The 18,008-nt window shown below is 65.1% G+C and carries 13 protein-coding genes; 9 read left to right on the top strand and 4 right to left on the bottom strand.

What is annotated here, in order from left to right:
* On the bottom strand, positions 1-471 hold the full coding sequence (locus ACSBOB_RS32970) for a tripartite tricarboxylate transporter TctB family protein (RefSeq protein WP_442580211.1): 471 nt from the start codon (positions 469-471) through the stop codon (positions 1-3).
* A 365-nt stretch (positions 472-836) separates the two neighbouring features.
* Here ACSBOB_RS32970 and ACSBOB_RS32965 point away from each other — a divergent pair, with 365 nt between their 5' ends.
* From ACSBOB_RS32965 to ACSBOB_RS32925, 9 genes are all read left to right on the top strand, one after another.
* Complete coding sequence (locus tag ACSBOB_RS32965; protein WP_442580210.1) at positions 837-1,817, top strand: Bug family tripartite tricarboxylate transporter substrate binding protein; 981 nt, start codon at positions 837-839, stop codon at positions 1,815-1,817.
* Positions 1,818-1,917: 100 nt separating this feature from the next.
* Entirely contained in the window at positions 1,918-2,652 is a 735-nt protein-coding gene (locus tag ACSBOB_RS32960; RefSeq protein ID WP_442580209.1) for a hypothetical protein, read from the top strand.
* Positions 2,653-2,985: 333 nt separating this feature from the next.
* Positions 2,986-4,086, top strand: a complete 1,101-nt coding sequence (locus ACSBOB_RS32955; RefSeq protein WP_442580208.1) for an LLM class flavin-dependent oxidoreductase — start codon at positions 2,986-2,988, stop codon at positions 4,084-4,086.
* A 249-nt stretch (positions 4,087-4,335) separates the two neighbouring features.
* Positions 4,336-6,339, top strand: a complete 2,004-nt coding sequence (locus ACSBOB_RS32950) for a CocE/NonD family hydrolase (RefSeq protein ID WP_442580207.1) — start codon at positions 4,336-4,338, stop codon at positions 6,337-6,339.
* A gap of 148 nt (positions 6,340-6,487) precedes the next feature.
* Positions 6,488-8,071: an ABC transporter substrate-binding protein gene (locus tag ACSBOB_RS32945; protein WP_442580206.1), complete on the top strand. Its 1,584-nt coding sequence runs from the start codon at positions 6,488-6,490 to the stop codon at positions 8,069-8,071.
* A 16-nt stretch (positions 8,072-8,087) separates the two neighbouring features.
* Positions 8,088-9,047, top strand: a complete 960-nt coding sequence (locus ACSBOB_RS32940) for an ABC transporter permease (RefSeq protein WP_442580205.1) — start codon at positions 8,088-8,090, stop codon at positions 9,045-9,047.
* A 7-nt stretch (positions 9,048-9,054) separates the two neighbouring features.
* Entirely contained in the window at positions 9,055-9,873 is an 819-nt protein-coding gene (locus tag ACSBOB_RS32935; RefSeq protein ID WP_442580204.1) for an ABC transporter permease, read from the top strand.
* Positions 9,874-9,878: 5 nt separating this feature from the next.
* Complete coding sequence (locus tag ACSBOB_RS32930; RefSeq protein WP_442583914.1) at positions 9,879-11,534, top strand: ABC transporter ATP-binding protein; 1,656 nt, start codon at positions 9,879-9,881, stop codon at positions 11,532-11,534.
* 8 nt (positions 11,535-11,542) lie between these two features.
* A complete protein-coding gene (locus ACSBOB_RS32925) occupies positions 11,543-12,382 on the top strand; it encodes an alkaline phosphatase family protein (RefSeq protein ID WP_442580203.1) in 840 nt (279 codons plus the stop codon).
* Positions 12,383-12,503: 121 nt separating this feature from the next.
* Here the strand turns inward: ACSBOB_RS32925 and betC are convergent, their stop codons facing one another.
* The 3 genes from betC to ACSBOB_RS32910 all read right to left on the bottom strand — a co-directional run bounded on the left by betC (position 12,504) and on the right by ACSBOB_RS32910 (position 17,898).
* The gene (gene betC / locus ACSBOB_RS32920) at positions 12,504-14,030 is read right to left on the bottom strand and encodes a choline-sulfatase (RefSeq protein ID WP_442580202.1); all 1,527 of its coding nucleotides are present in this window, start codon (positions 14,028-14,030) and stop codon (positions 12,504-12,506) included.
* Between the two features lie 204 nt (positions 14,031-14,234).
* Entirely contained in the window at positions 14,235-16,952 is a 2,718-nt protein-coding gene (gene mutS / locus ACSBOB_RS32915; RefSeq protein ID WP_442580201.1) for a DNA mismatch repair protein MutS, read from the bottom strand.
* A gap of 10 nt (positions 16,953-16,962) precedes the next feature.
* A complete protein-coding gene (locus ACSBOB_RS32910) occupies positions 16,963-17,898 on the bottom strand; it encodes a DMT family transporter (RefSeq protein WP_442580200.1) in 936 nt (311 codons plus the stop codon).
* Positions 17,899-18,008 lie beyond the last annotated feature (110 nt).

The following is an 18,008-nucleotide window of genomic DNA, read 5'->3' as shown; positions in this document are numbered from 1 at the left end:
TCAGCGTACCAGGTGCAACAGAGCCTGCGGCGCAAGCGGGATCGGCAAGCCGAGCGCGAAGTCGAAGATCAGATAGGCGAGCACCGCCAGCCCGACGGCGACGGCAATCCGTTCCGTCATCCTGAATTCCGAACTGGCGAAACTTGCCACCAGCGTCATGACCACGACCGACAGGATCATCCCGAGCGGCTTGAGCAGCAGGGCGAAGCAGAGGACCGAGCCGAGCACGAACAGCAACTGCCTCGGCTCGATGCGCGGCCGCCGCTCGTCCGCGGCGGCGAGCAAGGCCTGGACGGCCGCGACGACGCCGAGCCCCGCCAGCAGCAGGCCGAGCCAGAACGGCAGGAAGCCGGGGCCCATATTGTGCAGCGTTCCCATCTTGTAGCGCAGCGACATGATGGTGACGCTCGCGCCCATCAGGGCGAACAGCAGCCCCGCGATAAGGTGTTTCCTCGCCACTAAGGTACTCAAAGCCGCCTCCCGCTCCGCCAAAGTTGATGTCCCATGGCGACCCGCCCGCAGGCCGAGTCCTTCCGCGCCACGGATTTGCACCCATCCTTTATCGCGGGAAGTCGCCAAAGATAGAGACCATTGGGAAATGCTGCTTTTCCGAATCGGACTGTTTCGTCGGGAATGGCGGTCCGGGTCCTCGAAATTCCGGCGCAAACGGAAAAGATTAATTTCCTTTCCGCCCGCTAACCCCGGCCGACGCATCTCCGTAAGTTGGCGCCGCTGCGGACCGGAGACGGCTCGCGCTCAAAAATGCGTTCGCATCGGGCGAATGCCTCGAAATTCCGGCGGCCAAGGCCGTCGAAATCTGCAGGGAGGGAATAGCAGTGCGCAAACTGATAGCGGGAATCGCCCTGGCGGCGGCGTTCTGGGCGGGCAGCCTTGCCGCCGCGTCGGCACAGGCCGCCACCGACTGGCCGACGCAGCCGATAAAGTTCGTCGTGTCCGCCAGCGCCGGTGGCACGTCGGACGGTATCGCACGCTACCTCGCCCAGAAGCTGTCCCAGAAGCTGGGCCAGCCGGTTGTGGTCGAGAACGTTCCGGGCGCGGGCAGCGTCGCGGGCACCAACACTGCCGCCCAGTCCCAGCCGGACGGCTACACGATGGTCATTACTACCAATGCCGCGGTCGCCATCGCGCCGCTGCTGCGCGACGACATGCCCTACACCATGGACGACCTCGCCGCCGTGACGCAGACCAACCAGCAGGTGAACCTCTTGGTGATCAATCCCGACAAGTTCGCCGCGCGCGACCTTGCCGGCGTGCTGAAGGAGATCAAGGACAACCCCGGCAAGTTCAGCTACGGCTCGTCCGGCGTCGGCGCGACCAACCATTTGGCGATGGAATTGCTAAAGTCGGCGGCCGGGCTCGACATAACCCATGTGCCGTTCAAGAGCAGCGGCGACACGATGAACGCCCTTCTCGGCGGCCATATCGACATCGCGCTGGACGGCGCGCCGTCCGTGCTGCCGCATGTCAAGTCGGGCGCGTTGATACCGCTCGCCGTCAGCACGCCGAAGCGCTGGGATGGCATGCCGGAACTGCCGGCGCTGGACGAGACGCTTCCGGGCGTCGAACTCGTCATCTGGCACGGCATCTACGTCAAGGGCGGCACGCCCAAGCCGATCATCGACAAGCTCGGCAACGCGCTGCGTGAGATCATCCACACGCCTGAGACGGTCGCCTTCCTCAAGGAACGTGGCGTCCAGGCCGTCGGTTCGACGCCCGAGGAACTCGAAGACCTCGTCCGCCGCGAGGCGGAAAAGTGGAAGAAGGTGATCGCCGACGCCAAGATCAGCATCGAATAATGCTTGCCTTCACGGCAATGACCATCGGGCTGCCGGGCCTCCCGGCAGCCGCACCCGGCGCGGCATGCGCACCGCAAATTCTTGCAAGGACAAAAATAGAATGAGCCGAGGCATCTGGGCAACCTGGTACGACGTGGCGGACGCCGACCGCGACGTCTTCGCCGAATGGGAACGCACGGTGTACCTGCCGGCGCTGGCCGCCGAGCCCGGCTACAATTGGGTGGCGCGCTACGCCTCCAAGTCGGGCGAGGGGATCGAGACGGGCGTGTTCGGCGAGACGGTGGTCGACGCGGCGAAGGAAGGCATAGGTTCGGCAAGCGAATACCTCGTCCTGGTCGGCGCGGACTCCCCGCACAGGTTTCTCAATCCGCTCGTCCTCGACCGCAACGATGCGCCCTATCCCAGTGCGTCCGAAATGCTCGGCAAGCGCATCAATGCACGCCATGCCGTGCTGCTGGAGGAGGAAAGCGTCATCGGGCCGGACGCGCCTCCGGAGGGACCCGACGTGCCGGCGCTGGCGATCCGCTGCGGCAATTTCTCCATGCGCACGCCGCAGGAGGATTTCGACGCCGGCCGCTGGTATGCGCAGCGTCGCCTCGCAGAAATGGCCGCGAGCCCGGGCTGCGTGCGGACGCGCAAGCTGATGTGCGTTGCCGGCTGGGGCAAACACTGCATCCTCTACGAGTTCACCTCGCCGGAAGCGCGCGCCGACCTGTGGAAGGGTTTCCAGGAGCAGCGCCGGACAGATCCGGCGACGTTCTGGACGATCGGGCCGCAGACGCTGCATGCGCCGGGGTCGCCTTTCCTCGGCCAGAGGACCTGGTCTTCCGTCTAGATTTCTAGCGAATAACCGCGGCGGTTGAGCGAAGACGCGCCACCTACCGCGGTCGATATGCAGAACACCAAAATACCGCCGAAGCAACTCCGGGATGGATTCGCTTCGAACGGGAAATTTATGTCCAAAACTCCGAGACAATATTTCCTTTTGCCCGGCCTGATTTCGGACATGATGTAAACGAGGTTTTTCTACCTTCGGATATTCCTGTCGCAACCCTGCGGTGCGAATATCCGGCAACAGCAAATGACGGTTGTCGGAGCGCATTTTCGCCGAACATCGGCGCCCGGCGCATCCCGACACGAACATGACGAACTTTCTTCGGAGACGATGATGCGACTCGGATATTTCACCATGCCGGTGCATGGCATGCACAGGAACTGGACGCAGACGCTGAAGGAGGATCGCGAGACCGTCATCCTTGCCGACAAGCTCGGTTTCCACGACGCCTTCATCGGCGAGCACCTGACCGACCGGTCGGAGACCATCACCAGCAGCATGCTGTTCCTGGCCACGCTGGTCAGCGACACCAGGACGATAAAGCTGGCGACGGGAACCTCCAACCTCTCGCACGCGCATCCGGTGCTGATCGCCTCGCACGCGGCGATGCTCGACCATATCGCCGAGGGCCGTTTCATTTTCGGCATCAGCCCCGGTGCGCTGACCTCCGACGCCGAGGCGCTGGGCATCCTCGACCAGGACCGCAACAAGATGTTCGCGGAGGCGATCGACGTCATCCTCGAAATCTGGAAGCGCGACGCGCCCTACGACATCGACCTGCCGGACAACCGCTTCAAGGTGTCGACGGCGCGCACCAGCGCCCCCGAACTTGGCGTCGGCCATCTGGCGAAACCCTACCAGTCGCCCCGCCCCGAAATTGTCGGCACGGTGCTGGCGCCGTTCTCGCAAGGCGTGGTGGCGATGGGAAAGCGCGACTTCCATCCGCTTTCCGCCAACTTCCTGCTGTCCAAATGGCTGCCGAGCCATTGGGCGAATTATGCCGAGGGCAAGGCGTCCGTCGGCGAGGTCGCCGATCCGAAAGACTGGCGCGTTGCACGGACCATATTCGTGGCCGACGACGACAAGACGGCTGCCAGCTACGGCCGGCACGACGCCAACAGCCCTTATCTCGCCTATTATCGCCAGATCCTGGCGAAGCTGCACCGCAGCAAGCGGCTCTTCGTCATGAAGGAGGACAAGGACCAGCCGGACAGCGAAGTGACGCTGGACGGCGTCATGGACCAACTCGTCATCCACGGCACGGTCGACAGCGTCGTCGACCAGATCCTGGCGCTGCGCGAGACGACCGGAGACTTCGGCGAGATCGTCTATGCCGGGATGGACTGGGTGGATGGCGACCTCGCCAAACGCTCGATGGTGCTGATGGCCGAGCAGGTCATGCCGAAGGTCCGCGCGGCGATCGGAAAGTCCTGATACAGGTTGCCAAGTCGCAGACCCTCCGGCACTGACCGTCATGACGGCCACGGACCCCACGGCCGGCCGGCCGGCCTCGTGGGCAGTGGCGGCCCGCCGATTGGCCCCGGTTGGCCGCGCGCGCGACAGTTCTGGTCGCATTGTCGGGGCCGCGTCTGCGCCCGGGCGGCGAGACTGGCCCGGTTGAGCGCCGGGGCAGACATTTCCCCGCGACGGCGATAGGCTTCGCCGAACCAAGGGGAACCGCCGATGAAGACCGTCACCCAGTTTCCGCGAAAGATCGTCGAGAACCCGGATGTCGGCATCGAGATGCCGGACGGCTGCGTGCTCTCGGCGCGCATCTGGCTGCCTGCGGATGCGGAAAACGATCCGGTTCCAGCGATCCTCGAACATCTGCCCTATCGCAAGCGCGACGGCACGACGGCGCGCGATTCGCTCACCCATCCCTATTTCGCCGGCCACGGCTACGCCTCGATCCGCGTCGACATGCGGGGAAACGGCGATTCCGAAGGGCTGATGGAGGACGAATATACCGAGCAGGAACTGGAAGACGCGGTGGCCGTCATCGCCTGGGCGGCCTCGCAGCCCTGGTGCAACGGCAAGGTCGGCATGATGGGCATTTCCTGGGGCGGGTTCAACGCGCTGCAGGTGGCGGCCAAGCAGCCGGAGGCGCTGAAGGCGATCATCACGCTCTGCTCCACCGACGACCGCTACGCCGACGACATCCACTACAAGGGCGGCCTGCTGCTCAACGAGAATCTCGGCTGGGGCTCGACAATGCTGTCCTACTCCTCGCGCTCGCCCGATCCGGCGATCGTCGGCGATAGCTGGAAGGAGATGTGGCTGGAACGGCTGGAGAACGAGCCGTTCCTGCCGGCAGTATGGCTGCGCCACCAGCGGCGTGACGACTACTGGAAGCGCGGTTCGGTCTGCGAGGATTTTTCAAAAATCAAGGCGGCGACGCTGGCCGTCGGCGGTTGGGGCGACGGTTACAAGAACGCGGTGGCGCGCCTCGTCGAGGGCATAGGCGGGCCGACCAAAGGAATCATTGGCCCGTGGATCCACAAATATCCGCATTTCGCCGTACCGAAGCCGGCGATCGGCTTCCTGCAGGAAGCATTGCGCTGGTGGGATTTCTGGCTGAAGGGGAAAGAAACCGGCGTCGAGAACGATCCCGCGATGCGGCTCTATTTGATGGATTCTGTGCCGCCGCGCGACTGGTACGAGGAGCGGCCCGGTCGCTGGATCGCCGAACACCAATGGCCGTCGCCCGGCATCGCAACCCGGACGTTCAGCCTCGCTGCCGGTGGAAAACTTTCGGAGGGACCGGCCAAGGTTGTCAACGCGAAAATCAAATCGCCACAGGATTGCGGCATGGATGGCGGCGAATATTGCGCGATCTGGCTCGGGCCGGAGATGCCGGGCAACCAGCGTGAAGACGACGCGAAATCCGCCTGCTTCGACCTGCGGCTCGACGCTTCCATCGACATCGTCGGTGCGCCGGTGGTGCGGCTCACGCTGTTCGCCGACAGGCCGGCCGCCATGGTGGTGGTGCGGCTCTGCGACGTCCATCCGGACGCATCGTCGACGCGCATCACCTATGGCGTCTTCAATCTCTGCCACCGCGACGGGCACGACACGCCAAAGCCGATCAACCCGACGCTGCCGATGACCGTCGCCTTCAAGCTCGACGATATCGCTTATCAGGTCCCGGCCGGCCATACGCTGCGTGTCGCGGTGTCCTCCAGCTATTGGCCGTTGGTATGGCCCTCGCCGGTGCCCGTGACGCTGAACATTCTGACGGGCAGCATAGACATGCCCGAGCGGCAGAGCGGCAACGGTGACGAGGCACGGTTCGAGGAACCCGAAGCGGCGCGGCCATGGAACACGCAGACCATCCGGCCGTCGAGCAACAGCCGCAACGTCGAGCGCGACGACAAGACGGGCGCGGTGACGCTGGCCATCGTCGATGATTTCGGCGAGACCCGTGACGCCGACCACGGGCTGATCCATGGCGGCGTCGCGCGCGAGCGATGGACCATCCATCCGGCCGACCCGCTGTCGGCGCGCGGCGTGACGCACTGGACCGCCGTTCACAAGCGCGACGGCTGGTCGCTGCGCACCGAAACCTTCTCAGCCATGCGCTCGGACGCCACGAGCTTCCACCTGACCGGCCGGATCGAAGCGTATGAGGATGATGTGCTGGTGTATGAAAAGGATTTTCGCGAGGAGGTGCCGCGCGATCACATTTAAACCGATTTGCGCTTTGGGCCAGCGGTGTATTGCAATTTACGCCACGTCATGTCGCAAATCGTCTTGTCCCTTTCCGTCGCATGCGGTCATATCCTCACAACGAAAATTATAAAAACCACGGTCGAACCAGCCGAGTGAGGAACACTGAATGTCGAATGAACTGGACTTCCTGAGCCGCACAGTCATTGGCGGAAAACTTAGCCGGCGCGATTTTCTGGGCCGGGCTGCAGCGCTTGGCGTCACCGCGACCTTCGCGAATTCGCTGCTGTCGTCCGCCGCCAAGGCGCAGACGCCGGTCAAGGGCGGTGTGCTCAAGGCCGGCATGCAGGGCGGTGCTGCCACCGACAGCCTCGACCCGGCGAGCTGGTCCAGTCAGGTGCCGTATTTCTTTGGCCGCCAGTGGGGCGAGCAGCTCGTGCAGATCGACGCCACCGGCGTGCTGCAGCCGGCGCTCGCAACCGAATGGGGCGCCTCCGACGACGGTAAGAAATGGACCTTCAAGATCCGCAAGGGCGTGCAGTTCCACAACGGCAAGGAAATGGCGCCTGCCGACGTGGTCGCCACGATGGAGCGGCATTCGGATGCCAACTCCAAGTCTGGCGCGCTCGGCCTCATGGGCGGCATCGACAACGTCAAGGCCGACGGCGACACGGTGGTGTTCACGCTGAAGGAAGCCAATGCCGACCTGCCGTTCCTGATGGACGACTATCACCTGATGATCCAGCCGAACGGCGGCAAGGACAACCCGACCGAAGGCATCGGCACCGGGCCGTACAAGGTGGCGACCAACGAGCCCGGCGTGCGGCTCGGCGGCGAGAAATTCGCCGGATACTGGCGCGACGACCGCGGCTTCGCCGACCAGATCGAGATCATCGTCATCAACGACCCGACCGCCCGAACCGCCGCCCTTCAGGGCGGACAGGTCAACATGATCAACCGCGTCGAGCCGAAGATCGTCGATCTGATCAAGCGCGTGCCCGGCGTCACCATCCAGAACGTTGCGGGCAAGGGCCATTATGTCTTCATCGCCCATTGCAACGCCGCGCCGTTCGACAACAACGACCTCAGGCTGGCGCTGAAATACGCGCTCGACCGCGAGGAACTGGTGCAGAAAATCCTGTTCGGCTTCGGCTCGGTCGGCGACGACACGCCGATCAACAAGGCTTATCCGCTGTACACCGAGATGGAACAGCGCAAGTTCGATCCGGAAAAGGCGGCCGAGCACTACAAGAAGTCGGGCCACAGCGGCTCGGTGCTGCTGCGTACCTCGGACGTCGCCTTCCCCGGCGCGGTGGACGCCGCTCAGCTCTACCAGCAGAGCGCGGCCAAATGCGGCATCACGCTGGAGATCAAGCGCGAGCCGGGCGACGGCTACTGGTCGGAAGTGTGGAACAAGCAGCCCTTCTCCGCCTCCTACTGGGGCGGGCGGCCGACGCAGGACCAGATGTATTCCACTGCCTACTATTCCAAGGCCGACTGGAACGACACCCGCTTCCAGCGCGAGGACTTCGACAAGATGCTCTTCGCCGCCCGCGGCGAGCTGGACACCGAGAAGCGCAAGAAGATCTATGCCGACATGGGCACGATGGTGAACATGGAAGGCGGCGTGATCACGCCGATGTTCAACGATTTCATCGACGCCACCGGCCCGAATGTCGGCGGCTGGATGCCTGATGGAAACCAGGAGATGATGGGCGGCTACGCGCTGTCCAAGTGCTGGCTGAACGCTTGAGTTCGGCCTTGCGGAGATGTCCTCACCCATCGTGAAGCTTATTGCCCAGCGCGTCGCGCTGGGCATCCTTCTGCTTTTGGCCGTTTCGGTCCTGATCTTCGCCGGCACGCAGATCCTGCCCGGCGACGTCGCGCAATCCATCCTGGGCCAGTCGGCGACGCCCGAGGCGCTTGAGAACCTCCGGCAATCGCTCGGCCTCAACGACCCGGCCTATATCAGATATTTCCGCTGGCTGGGCGGCGTGCTGACCGGCGATCTCGGCACCGCACTATCGAGCGGACAGGATATCGGCACCTCGATCTGGCCGCGCCTCAAGAACACGCTGTTCCTCGCTCTCTGCGCCGCAATCGTCTCGGTGCCGCTCGCCATCATCCTCGGCCTGACGGCTGTCCGCTATCGCAACGGTTTTGTCGACAAGCTGATCTCCGGCATTGCGCTGGCGTCGACGTCGTTTCCGGAATTCTTCATCGGCTACGTGCTGGTGTTCGTCTTCGCCGTGAAGCTGCAATGGTTCCCCGGCATCTCCACCGTCTATGACGGCATGCCTTTCATGGACCGGCTGCAGGCAGTGGTGCTGCCCGCCGCTTCGCTGACCCTCGTTGTGCTGGCGCATATGATGCGGATGACGCGGGCGGCGATCCTCAACGTCATGCAGTCGCCCTATATCGAGACGGCCGAGCTCAAGGGGCTGGGCGCGTTCGAGATCATCCGCAAGCACGCTTTTCCGAACGCAATCGCGCCGGTGATCAACGTGGTCATGCTGAACCTCGCCTATCTGGTGGTCGGCGTCGTCGTCATCGAGATCATCTTCGTTTATCCCGGCATGGGCCAGTATCTGGTCGACCACGTCACCAAGCGCGACGTTCCGGTCGTGCAGGCCGTCGGCCTGATCTTCGCGGCGGTCTACATCAGCCTGAACATCATCGCCGACATCGCCGGCATACTCGCCAATCCCCGTCTGCGGCATCCGAAGTGAGGCGACCATGTTGAGAAACATTCCCTTCACTGCGCTGCTCGGACTGGTCCTCACCGGGATTTTCCTGTTCGCGGCGGCATTCGCTCCGTGGATTTCCCCCTACTCGAACACCGAGATCGTCGGGCAGGTCTGGGAGCCTTCCTCCGCGGCCCATTGGCTCGGCACCGACAACATTGGCCGCGACCTGCTGACCCGTGTGATCTTCGGCGCGCGTACCACCATCATTATCGCCATTCTGGCCACGGCGCTGTCTTTCACGCTGGGTTCCGTGCTCGGCTTCATGGCGGCGGTGCTGGGCGGCTGGTTCGACACGGTCGTCTCGCGCTTCGTCGACCTGCTGATGGCGATCCCCACCCTGATCTTCGCGCTCGTGGTCCTGTCGGTTCTTCCCCGCACGGTCGCCGTGCTGATCCTGGTCATGGGCATCCTGGACGCCACCCGCGTCTATCGCCTGGCGCGTGCCGTCGCCGTCGACATCAACATCATGGACTATGTCGAGGCGGCGCGGCTGCGCGGCGAAGGCACCCGCTGGATCGTGCTCAGGGAAATCCTGCCCAACGCGCTGTCGCCGCTGATCTCGGAACTCGGGCTGCGCTTCATCTACGCGGTGCTGTTCCTGTCGGCGCTGTCGTTCCTCGGCCTCGGCGTGCAGCCGCCGGAATCGGATTGGGGCGGCATGGTCAAGGACAACAAGGACGGCATCGTCTTCGGGATCGGTGCCGCACTGATCCCCGCCGCCGCGATCGCCATCCTGGCCATCTCGGTCAATCTGGTGGCCGACTGGGTGCTGAACCGTACTTCCAGTCTCAAGGGAGGGCGCAGCTAATGGCCGTGGCTGCGAAGACCGCGAAGTCGGACACGCTGCTCGACATCCGCAACCTGCGGATCGAGGCAAAGGTGTTTCCGCCCGGCGAACCGCCGAAGACAATCACGCTGGTGCATGACGTTTCGCTGACGTTGCAGCGCGGCAAGGTGCTGGGGCTGATCGGCGAATCCGGCGCGGGAAAATCGACCATCGGCCTGTCGTCCATGGGTTTTGGGCGCGGCGGGGTGCGCATCACCGGCGGCGAGGTGGTTTTGAATGGCCGAGACATATTGAAGGGCGGATTGGGCGGGCTGCGCAAGCTACGCGGCCGCGAGGTCTGCTACGTCGCGCAATCGGCCGCCGCCTCCTTCAACCCGGCGCACCGGCTGATGGACCAGGTGGTCGAAGCTTCGCTGCTGCACGGCGTGGCGAACCGCGCGGAGGCCGAGAAGCGGGCCATTGCGCTGTTCAAGAAGCTCAGCCTGCCGAACCCCGAGACCATCGGCGAGCGCTATCCGCACCAGGTGTCGGGCGGGCAGCTGCAGCGCGTGATGACGGCGATGGCGCTGTGTTCGGAGCCGGACCTGATCGTCTTCGACGAGCCGACGACGGCGCTGGACGTGACCACGCAGATCGACGTGCTGGCGGCGATCAAGGACGCCATCCATGACACAGGCGTCGCGGCGCTCTACATCACCCACGACCTTGCGGTGGTGGCGCAGGTGTCGGATGAGATCATGGTGTTGCGCCACGGCCGGCTGGTCGAGTGGGGCGGCACGCGGCAGATCATCAAGGAGCCGCGGCAGGAATACACCAACGCGCTGGTCTCGGTACACGAGATCGCGCATCAGGAGCAGAAGCCGGGCGTCACGCCGTTCCTGTCGGTGAAGAACGTCACTGCCTCCTATGGCGGCGGCAAGGTCAAGGTGCTGAAAAACGTCTCGGTCGACATCTTTCCAGGGCAGACTCTTGCCGTGGTCGGCGAATCCGGCTCCGGCAAATCGACGCTGGCGCGCGCCATCACCGGCCTGCTGCCGCCCGAGCAGGGGTCGGTCACCTTCGCCGGCCGCGCGCTCGCCAACCGGCTGGCCGACCGGCCGAAGGAGGATCTCAGGCAGTTGCAGATGATCTACCAGATGGCCGACGTGGCGATGAACCCGCGTCAGACGGTAGGCACCATCATCGGCCGTCCGCTTGAGTTCTATTTCGGCATGCGCGGGCGCGAACGCGACGCCAAGGTTGCCGAACTGCTCGACAAGATCGAGATGGGAAAGGGTTTTGTCGACCGCTACCCTGCCGAACTGTCCGGCGGCCAGAAGCAGCGCGTCTGCATCGCCCGCTCGCTGGCGGCCAAGCCGAAACTGATCATCTGCGACGAGGTCACGTCCGCGCTCGACCCGCTGGTGGCGAACGGCATTTTGAAGCTCTTGCTCGAACTGCAGAAGGAGGAGGAAGTCGCCTACCTGTTCATCACCCACGACCTCGCGACGGTGAAGTCAATCGCCGACTCGATCGCGGTGATGTATCGCGGCGAGGTGGTCCGCTACGGCCCGAAGAGCCAGGTGCTGACGCCACCCTTCGACGCCTACACCGACTTGCTTTTGTCCTCCGTGCCGGAGATGGAGATCGGCTGGCTGGAAAAGGCAATCAAGGGCCGTCGCATGGCCAGCGCCGACAACTGAGCCACCGCATGCCCCTCTCCTCAAAACTCCTGCTGATCATCCTCGACGGCCTGCCGTGGCGGAACTGGAAGCCCTTCATGGGCAATCTGGAAGGCTGGGTGCAGTCGGGGGCGGCGCGCAAATGGCGGATGCGCTCGGTGCTGCCGTCCACCTCCGCCTGCTGCTACGCCTCGATCCACACCGGCGTGCCGCCGCAGGTGCATGGCGTCACCTCCAACGAGTTCCGCATGCGGGTGAGCCAGCCCGACATCTTTTCCGAGGTGACGAAGGCCGGCGGCAGGACCGGCGCGGTGACGCATTCCTACTGGTCGGAGTTCTTCAACCGCTATCCGTTCGACCCGGTGCGCGACATTGAATATGACGAACCCGGCGGCCCGATCACCCACGGCCGCTTCCACACCATGACCGGCTACGGCCACACCAACCAGATGACGCCGAGCGACGTCGACCTGTTCGCGACGCTGACGCGGCTGGCCGAGGTCAAGGGCGTCGATTACGCCATCCTCCACACCTGCACGGTCGATTCCATGGGCCACCGCTATGGCCAGGACTGCGTCGAGATGGACAACGCACTCTATTATCTCGACTCAGCCCTTGCCGGTTTCCTGCCGCGCTGGCGCGACGCCGGCTACGAGGTGATCGTCACCGCCGATCACGGCCAGACGCACCGCGGCCATCACGGCGGCCATGACGAGGAAATGCAGGACGTGGCGCTCTACTATTTCGGTGCAGGCGAAGGGCCGGCAAAGGACGTGCTGCTCGACCAGTTGCAGCTTGCGCCGACCGTTCTGACGCGGCTTGGCCTGCCGGTGCCAGAGACGATGCGGGCAAAGCCGTTCCTGACGTGAATTGAATCGGGCCTGGCTCGCTTGGATGCGCTGTTCGTCCCGGCGCTGGCGTAAGCCGCATGATTTGTGCGGCGAGACCGGAAACCGGCTTTGATGACGAAGCGCCGGCAGGCAAAGGCTGTCATTCGCCTCGCGGAAAGCGCTTGCTCTCCTCCAATATGTTCAGGTCCATATGGTTGCGCATGTAGCGCTCGGAGGCCTTTTGCACAGGCTGGAATTCCCACGGGCAATAGGCGCCGTTGCGTAGGGCGGGATAGACCACCCAGCGCCGCGCCTGGCTCTCGCGGACCGCGGCGTCGAAGGCCGCCATGTCCCAGCGGGCGCGCACCTTCGCCATGAATTCGGCGACAACCGCCGCATGGGCCGGATCGGCGGCGAGATTGGTGCGTTCGTGTGGGTCTGCGTCCAGGTCGAAGAGTTGCGGCGGGTCGATCTCGCAATGCACGAATTTGTAGCGGCCATCGCGGATGGCCACTAGCGGCGCCTGCGAGCCCTCTGCCGCATATTCCATCAGCACCGGCGAGACGCGCCGTTCGCCGTGCATCAGCGGCACCAGGGACTCGCCATCGGTCCACGGCAGGATCCCGCCGATGTCGATGCCGGCCAGGTCGCAGAGCGTCGGCGCGATGTCGAGGTTGGATGTCGGCGTCTCGATCAGGCCTGCCGGAATGCCCGGCCCGGCGATCATCAGCGGCACGCGGGCCGAGCCTTCGTAGAAACACATCTTGAACCACAGGCCGCGCTCGCCGAGCATGTCGCCGTGATCCGAGCAGAATAGCACGATGGTGTCGTCCCGCATCCTCGTGGCTTCCAGCACGGCGAGGATCTCGCCGATCTTCTCGTCGATATAGGAGATCGAGGCGAAATAACCGCGCCGTGCCTTGCGCACGTTCTCGGCGGTGATGTTGAAGCTGCCGTAGTCGCTGGCGTCGTAGAGGCGCTGCGAATGCGCGTCCTGCTCCGCGCGCGGCCTGAAGCCGATCGCCGGTTCGAGTTCGGCGCAGTCCTCGTAGAGGTCCCAGTGCTTGCGGCGCGCCACATAGGGGTCGTGCGGATGCGTGAACGAAACCGTCAGGCACCAGGGGCGGCTGCCCGCGTCGTCGCTCCGGCGCGAATAATCGTAGAGCTTCTGGGCCGCGTGAAAGGCGACCTCGTCGTCATATTCCAGCTGGTTGGTGATCTCGGCGACGCCGGCGCCGGTGATCGAGCCGAGATTGTGATACCACCAGTCGATGCGCTCGCCCGGCTTGCGATAGTCGGGGGTCCAGCCGAAATCGGCCGGGTAGATGTCGGTGGTGAGCCGCTCCTCGAACCCGTGCAACTGGTCCGGGCCGACGAAATGCATCTTGCCGGAAAGGCATGTCGTGTAGCCCGCCGCGCGCAGGTGATGCGCGAAGGTCGGGATCGACGAGGCGAATTCGGCGGCGTTGTCGTAGACGCCGGTGCGCGACGGAAGCTGGCCGCTCATGAACGACGCCCGGCCCGGCGCGCAGAGCGGCGAGGCGGTATAGTTGTTACGCAGCCGCGACGACCGGGCGGCGAGCGCCTTCAGGTTCGGCGCATGCAGGAATTCCGCCGGGCCGTCGGGAAACAGCGTTCCCGCAAGCTGGTCGACCATCAGGATGAGGATGTTGGGACGACGGGTCATGGGGCGACGGCCGCGACACGCAGCCGGGTTTCGGTGTCATCGAGCGGCGCCCGATCGCGTATACCTGCCATTACGACGTTGCGCATCGTTGTCCCTCCGCCAAGCCAAATTATTTTTTATTGACCCATCAATCAACAAAAATTCTGCAAGCGGAATCATGCTTTCGGCGGGGCCAGCGGACAGGTCGCTCGCTCCTCTCCGCGGTCACGGTTTGCCGATCGTCCCCTTCAGTCGATAGAGCGCCTCAAGCGCTTCCTTCGGCGTCATGTCGTCGGGGTTGAGCGCGATCACCGCCTCGCGCAGCCGGTCCGGCTGGGCAGGTTTTGGCGCTGCCTCCCGTCGCGCAGCCACGGAAAACAACGGCAAATCATCGACGAGCCGGTTGGCCTTGCCAGACGTCTCGCCGCTTTCCAGCTGGTGCAGCACGTCGCGGGCGCGATCCACCACCGCACCGGGCAGGCCGGCCAATCTCGCCACCTGGATGCCGTAGGAGCGGTCGGCCGCGCCCTTGCCGATCTCGTGCAGGAAGATCACCTCGCCTTCCCACTCCTTCACCCGCATGGTCACGTTGTGCAGCCGCGCCAGCTTGTCGGCCAGCGCCGTCATTTCGTGGAAATGCGTGGCGAACAGCGCCCGGCAGCGGTTCTTCTCGTGCAGATATTCCACCGCCGCCCAGGCGATCGACAGGCCGTCGAAGGTCGCGGTGCCGCGCCCGATCTCGTCCAGGATGACCAGCGAGCGCTCGCCCGCCTGGTTGAGGATCGCCGCGGTCTCCACCATCTCGACCATGAAGGTCGAGCGGCCCCGCGCCAGGTCGTCGGAGGCGCCGACGCGCGAAAACAGCCGGTCGACCACGCCGATATGGGCGCGCCCCGCCGGAACGAAGGAGCCGGTCTGGGCGAGAATCGCAATCAGCGCGTTCTGGCGCAAGAAGGTCGACTTGCCGCCCATGTTCGGGCCGGTGAGCAGCCAGATCGCACCGAATTTGCCATTATTAGCCGGCGAAAGATCGCAGTCGTTGGCGACGAAAGGCTGGCCGGACGTTTTTCGCAACGACTGCTCGACCACCGGATGGCGGCCGCCGTCGATGTCGAAAGTCAGGCCGTCATCCACCACCGGCCGCGTCCAGTTCTCGTCGATCGCCAGCGTGGCCAGTGACGCCGAAACGTCGAGCACCGCCAGCGCCTGCGCACCGGCGCGGATTTTCTCCGCGTGGCCGACCGCCTCGGTCACTAGATCGTCGAACACGGCGAGTTCGATCTGCAGCGCCCGGTCGGCGGCGTTGACGATCTTCGTCTCAAGATCGGCGAGTTCCGTCGTGGTGAAGCGCATGGCGCTGGCCATGGTCTGGCGGTGGATGAAACGGGCGCGCAGCGCGTCGCTGCCGGTCATCGCCGCCTGGTGGTTGGCCGTCACCTCGATGTAATAACCCAGCACATTGTTGTGCCGGATTTTCAATGACCGCACGCCGGTCTCGTCGATCAGCCCGCGTTCCAGCCCGGCGATCACTTTTCGCGACTCGTCGCGCAGCGCCCGCATCTCGTCGAGTTCGTCGTCCCAGCCGGCACGCACGAAACCGCCGTCGCGCTTGAGCAGAGGCATCTCGTCGGCCATCGCCCGGGCGAGGCGGGTGGCGCAATCGACCGGCAGCGCTCGTATCGCCTCCAGCGCCCCAGCAATTTCGGCCGGCGGCTCGGCCCGCGCCAGCAGGTCGCCGATCTCGGCGGCGGCCTGCAGCCCGGCGCACAGCGCGCCGAGGTCGCGCGGGCCGCCGCGATTCAGCGCCAACCGCGTCAGCGCGCGCGGCATGTCGGCAAGGCCTTTCAGCGCGATGCGCAAGCCGTCGCGCAGGTCTTCCTCTCCGATCAGCCACGCCACCGAATCCAGCCGCGCATTGACCGCGTCGGGTGCCGTCAGCGGCGAGGTCAGCCGGTCGGCGAGAAGCCGGGCGCCCGCTCCCGTCACCGTGCGGTCGATCGCCGAGAGCAACGAGCCGTCACGGCTGCCGGACAGCGTGCGCACCAGTTCCAGATTGGCGCGGGTCGCCGCGTCGATGAACAGCGTCGAGCCCGCCGTCTCGCGCTCGGGGTGTCCGAGCGGCGGCCGTTCCGCCTTCTGCGTCTTCTCGACGAAGGCGATGATGCCGGAGATCGCCGACAGTTCGGCCCGCGAAAAAGTAGCGAAACCGTCGGGTGTCGCCACCTGGTAGAATCGGGCGATGCGGTCGGCCGCGCTTGCGGAGTCGAACAGGCTGGGCGGCTGCGGGCTCGCCATGCGGCCGAGCACGTCGAAGACCGGCTTCAGGTCGGGATCGTAGAACACCGGCTCGGCGACGATCAGCTCGCGCGGGTCGACGCGAAAGATGTCGGCGAGCAGCCGGTCCGGCGCGGTCTCGGCCACCCGGAACAGGCCGGTGGAAAGCTCCAGCCAGGCCAGCGCATGGCCGCCGCCCTTCACCCGCCCCAGCGCCATCAGGAAGCTGGACTCGGCCGGCGAAAGCAGCCGGTCCTCGGTGATGGTGCCCGGCGTCACCAAGCGCACCACGTCACGCTTCACCACCGATTTGCCGCCGCGCTTCTTGGCCTCCGCCGGGTCCTCGATCTGCTCGCACACGGCGACGCGGTGGCCGAGCCCGATCAGTTTCTGAAGGTAATCGTCGGCCGCATGGATCGGCACGCCGCACATCGGGATGTCAAAACCCTGGTGCTTTCCACGCTTGGTGAGAACGATCCCCAAGGCGCGCGACGCCACCTCGGCGTCGTCGAAGAACAGCTCGTAGAAATCGCCCATGCGGTAGAACAGCAGCGAATCCGGGTTCGCCGCCTTGATCTCTATATATTGCTCCATCATCGGCGTGGGGGCGCCGCCGCGCGGCGGCTGGTCCGCCTCGCCTGTCGTCGGTCTGTCGGAATGCCCGGTCATCGTCGTCCCGTCATAAACTGATAAGGCCTGTGCCCGCCACTGCCAGCGCCGCGCCCGCCCATGCGGCGGGCGAGGGCGCCACGCCGGAGCGCAGCCACACCATCGGCAAGATCGCTACCGGTGTCATCGACGACAGCGTGGAGACGATGCCGACATTGCCGGTGGCGAGCGCCGCCATCAGCAGCGACATGCCGAGCCCGGTGCCGAAGAAGGCCGAGCCGACCGCGATGCCGAGGTCGCCGGAGCGGAAACGGTAGGGCTTGTTCAGCGCGGCTATCGGCACCAGCAGCAGCGCGGCGAAGAAAGTCGCCGCGATGCCGGACCGCACCGCCATGGCCGTGAACGGCTCGACGCCCGCCGCCATGGCCGGCCGCGCCAGCAGCGTTCCCACGGCTTGGCCGATCGCCGTGATGACGCCCAGCAAGACGCCGAACGTGAAGGTGCGGGACGGCGCCACCGGCGCGCCGTGCGGCAGCGGCGCGTCGATCGTCACCGACGGCACGCCCTTGCCGGCGCCTCCGTAGCGCCGCGGCCTGCCGATGGCCAGCACAACGCCGGCCAGCACGCAGGCGATGCCGAGCCCCTGCCGCTCCGTGATCGTCTCGCCAAGGAAAAAGTACCCCAGCGCCAGCGCAAAGGGCGACGTGAGCGAAAACAGCAGCGCCGTTACCCGCGGCCCCGCGGCATAGATCGCCGCGAAATAGGTGGTGCTGGCAATGACGATGCCGGCCACGCCCGAGAGCAGCAGCAGCGTCACCTGCCAGCCCTCCAGCGCCCGCCAGCCGCCGAGCACGAGGGAAGCAGCGCCCGTCATCGCAAAAGCGGCCAGCATCTGCCAGCGCGCCAGACGCACCACGTCGACGCGGCCGTTCAGCTCGGCGATCAGCATGCCTGACAGCGCGATGCAGAATGCCGACGCTATGGCAAGGCTCTCGGAGAGGAACACTTTATGTCCAGACTTGGCGCATCTCGCCCCTGCTTGGCGCTTTACTCGCCCGGTGTGTAGCCTTAATCCAAAACACTCCACAAAAAGAAGCGTCGGGCCGTGCCAGCGGC

This window comes from Mesorhizobium sp. KACC 23794 (assembly GCF_052180275.1).
Lineage (GTDB): Bacteria > Pseudomonadota > Alphaproteobacteria > Rhizobiales > Rhizobiaceae > Kumtagia.
This window is presented reverse-complemented; position numbering and strand designations above follow the sequence as displayed.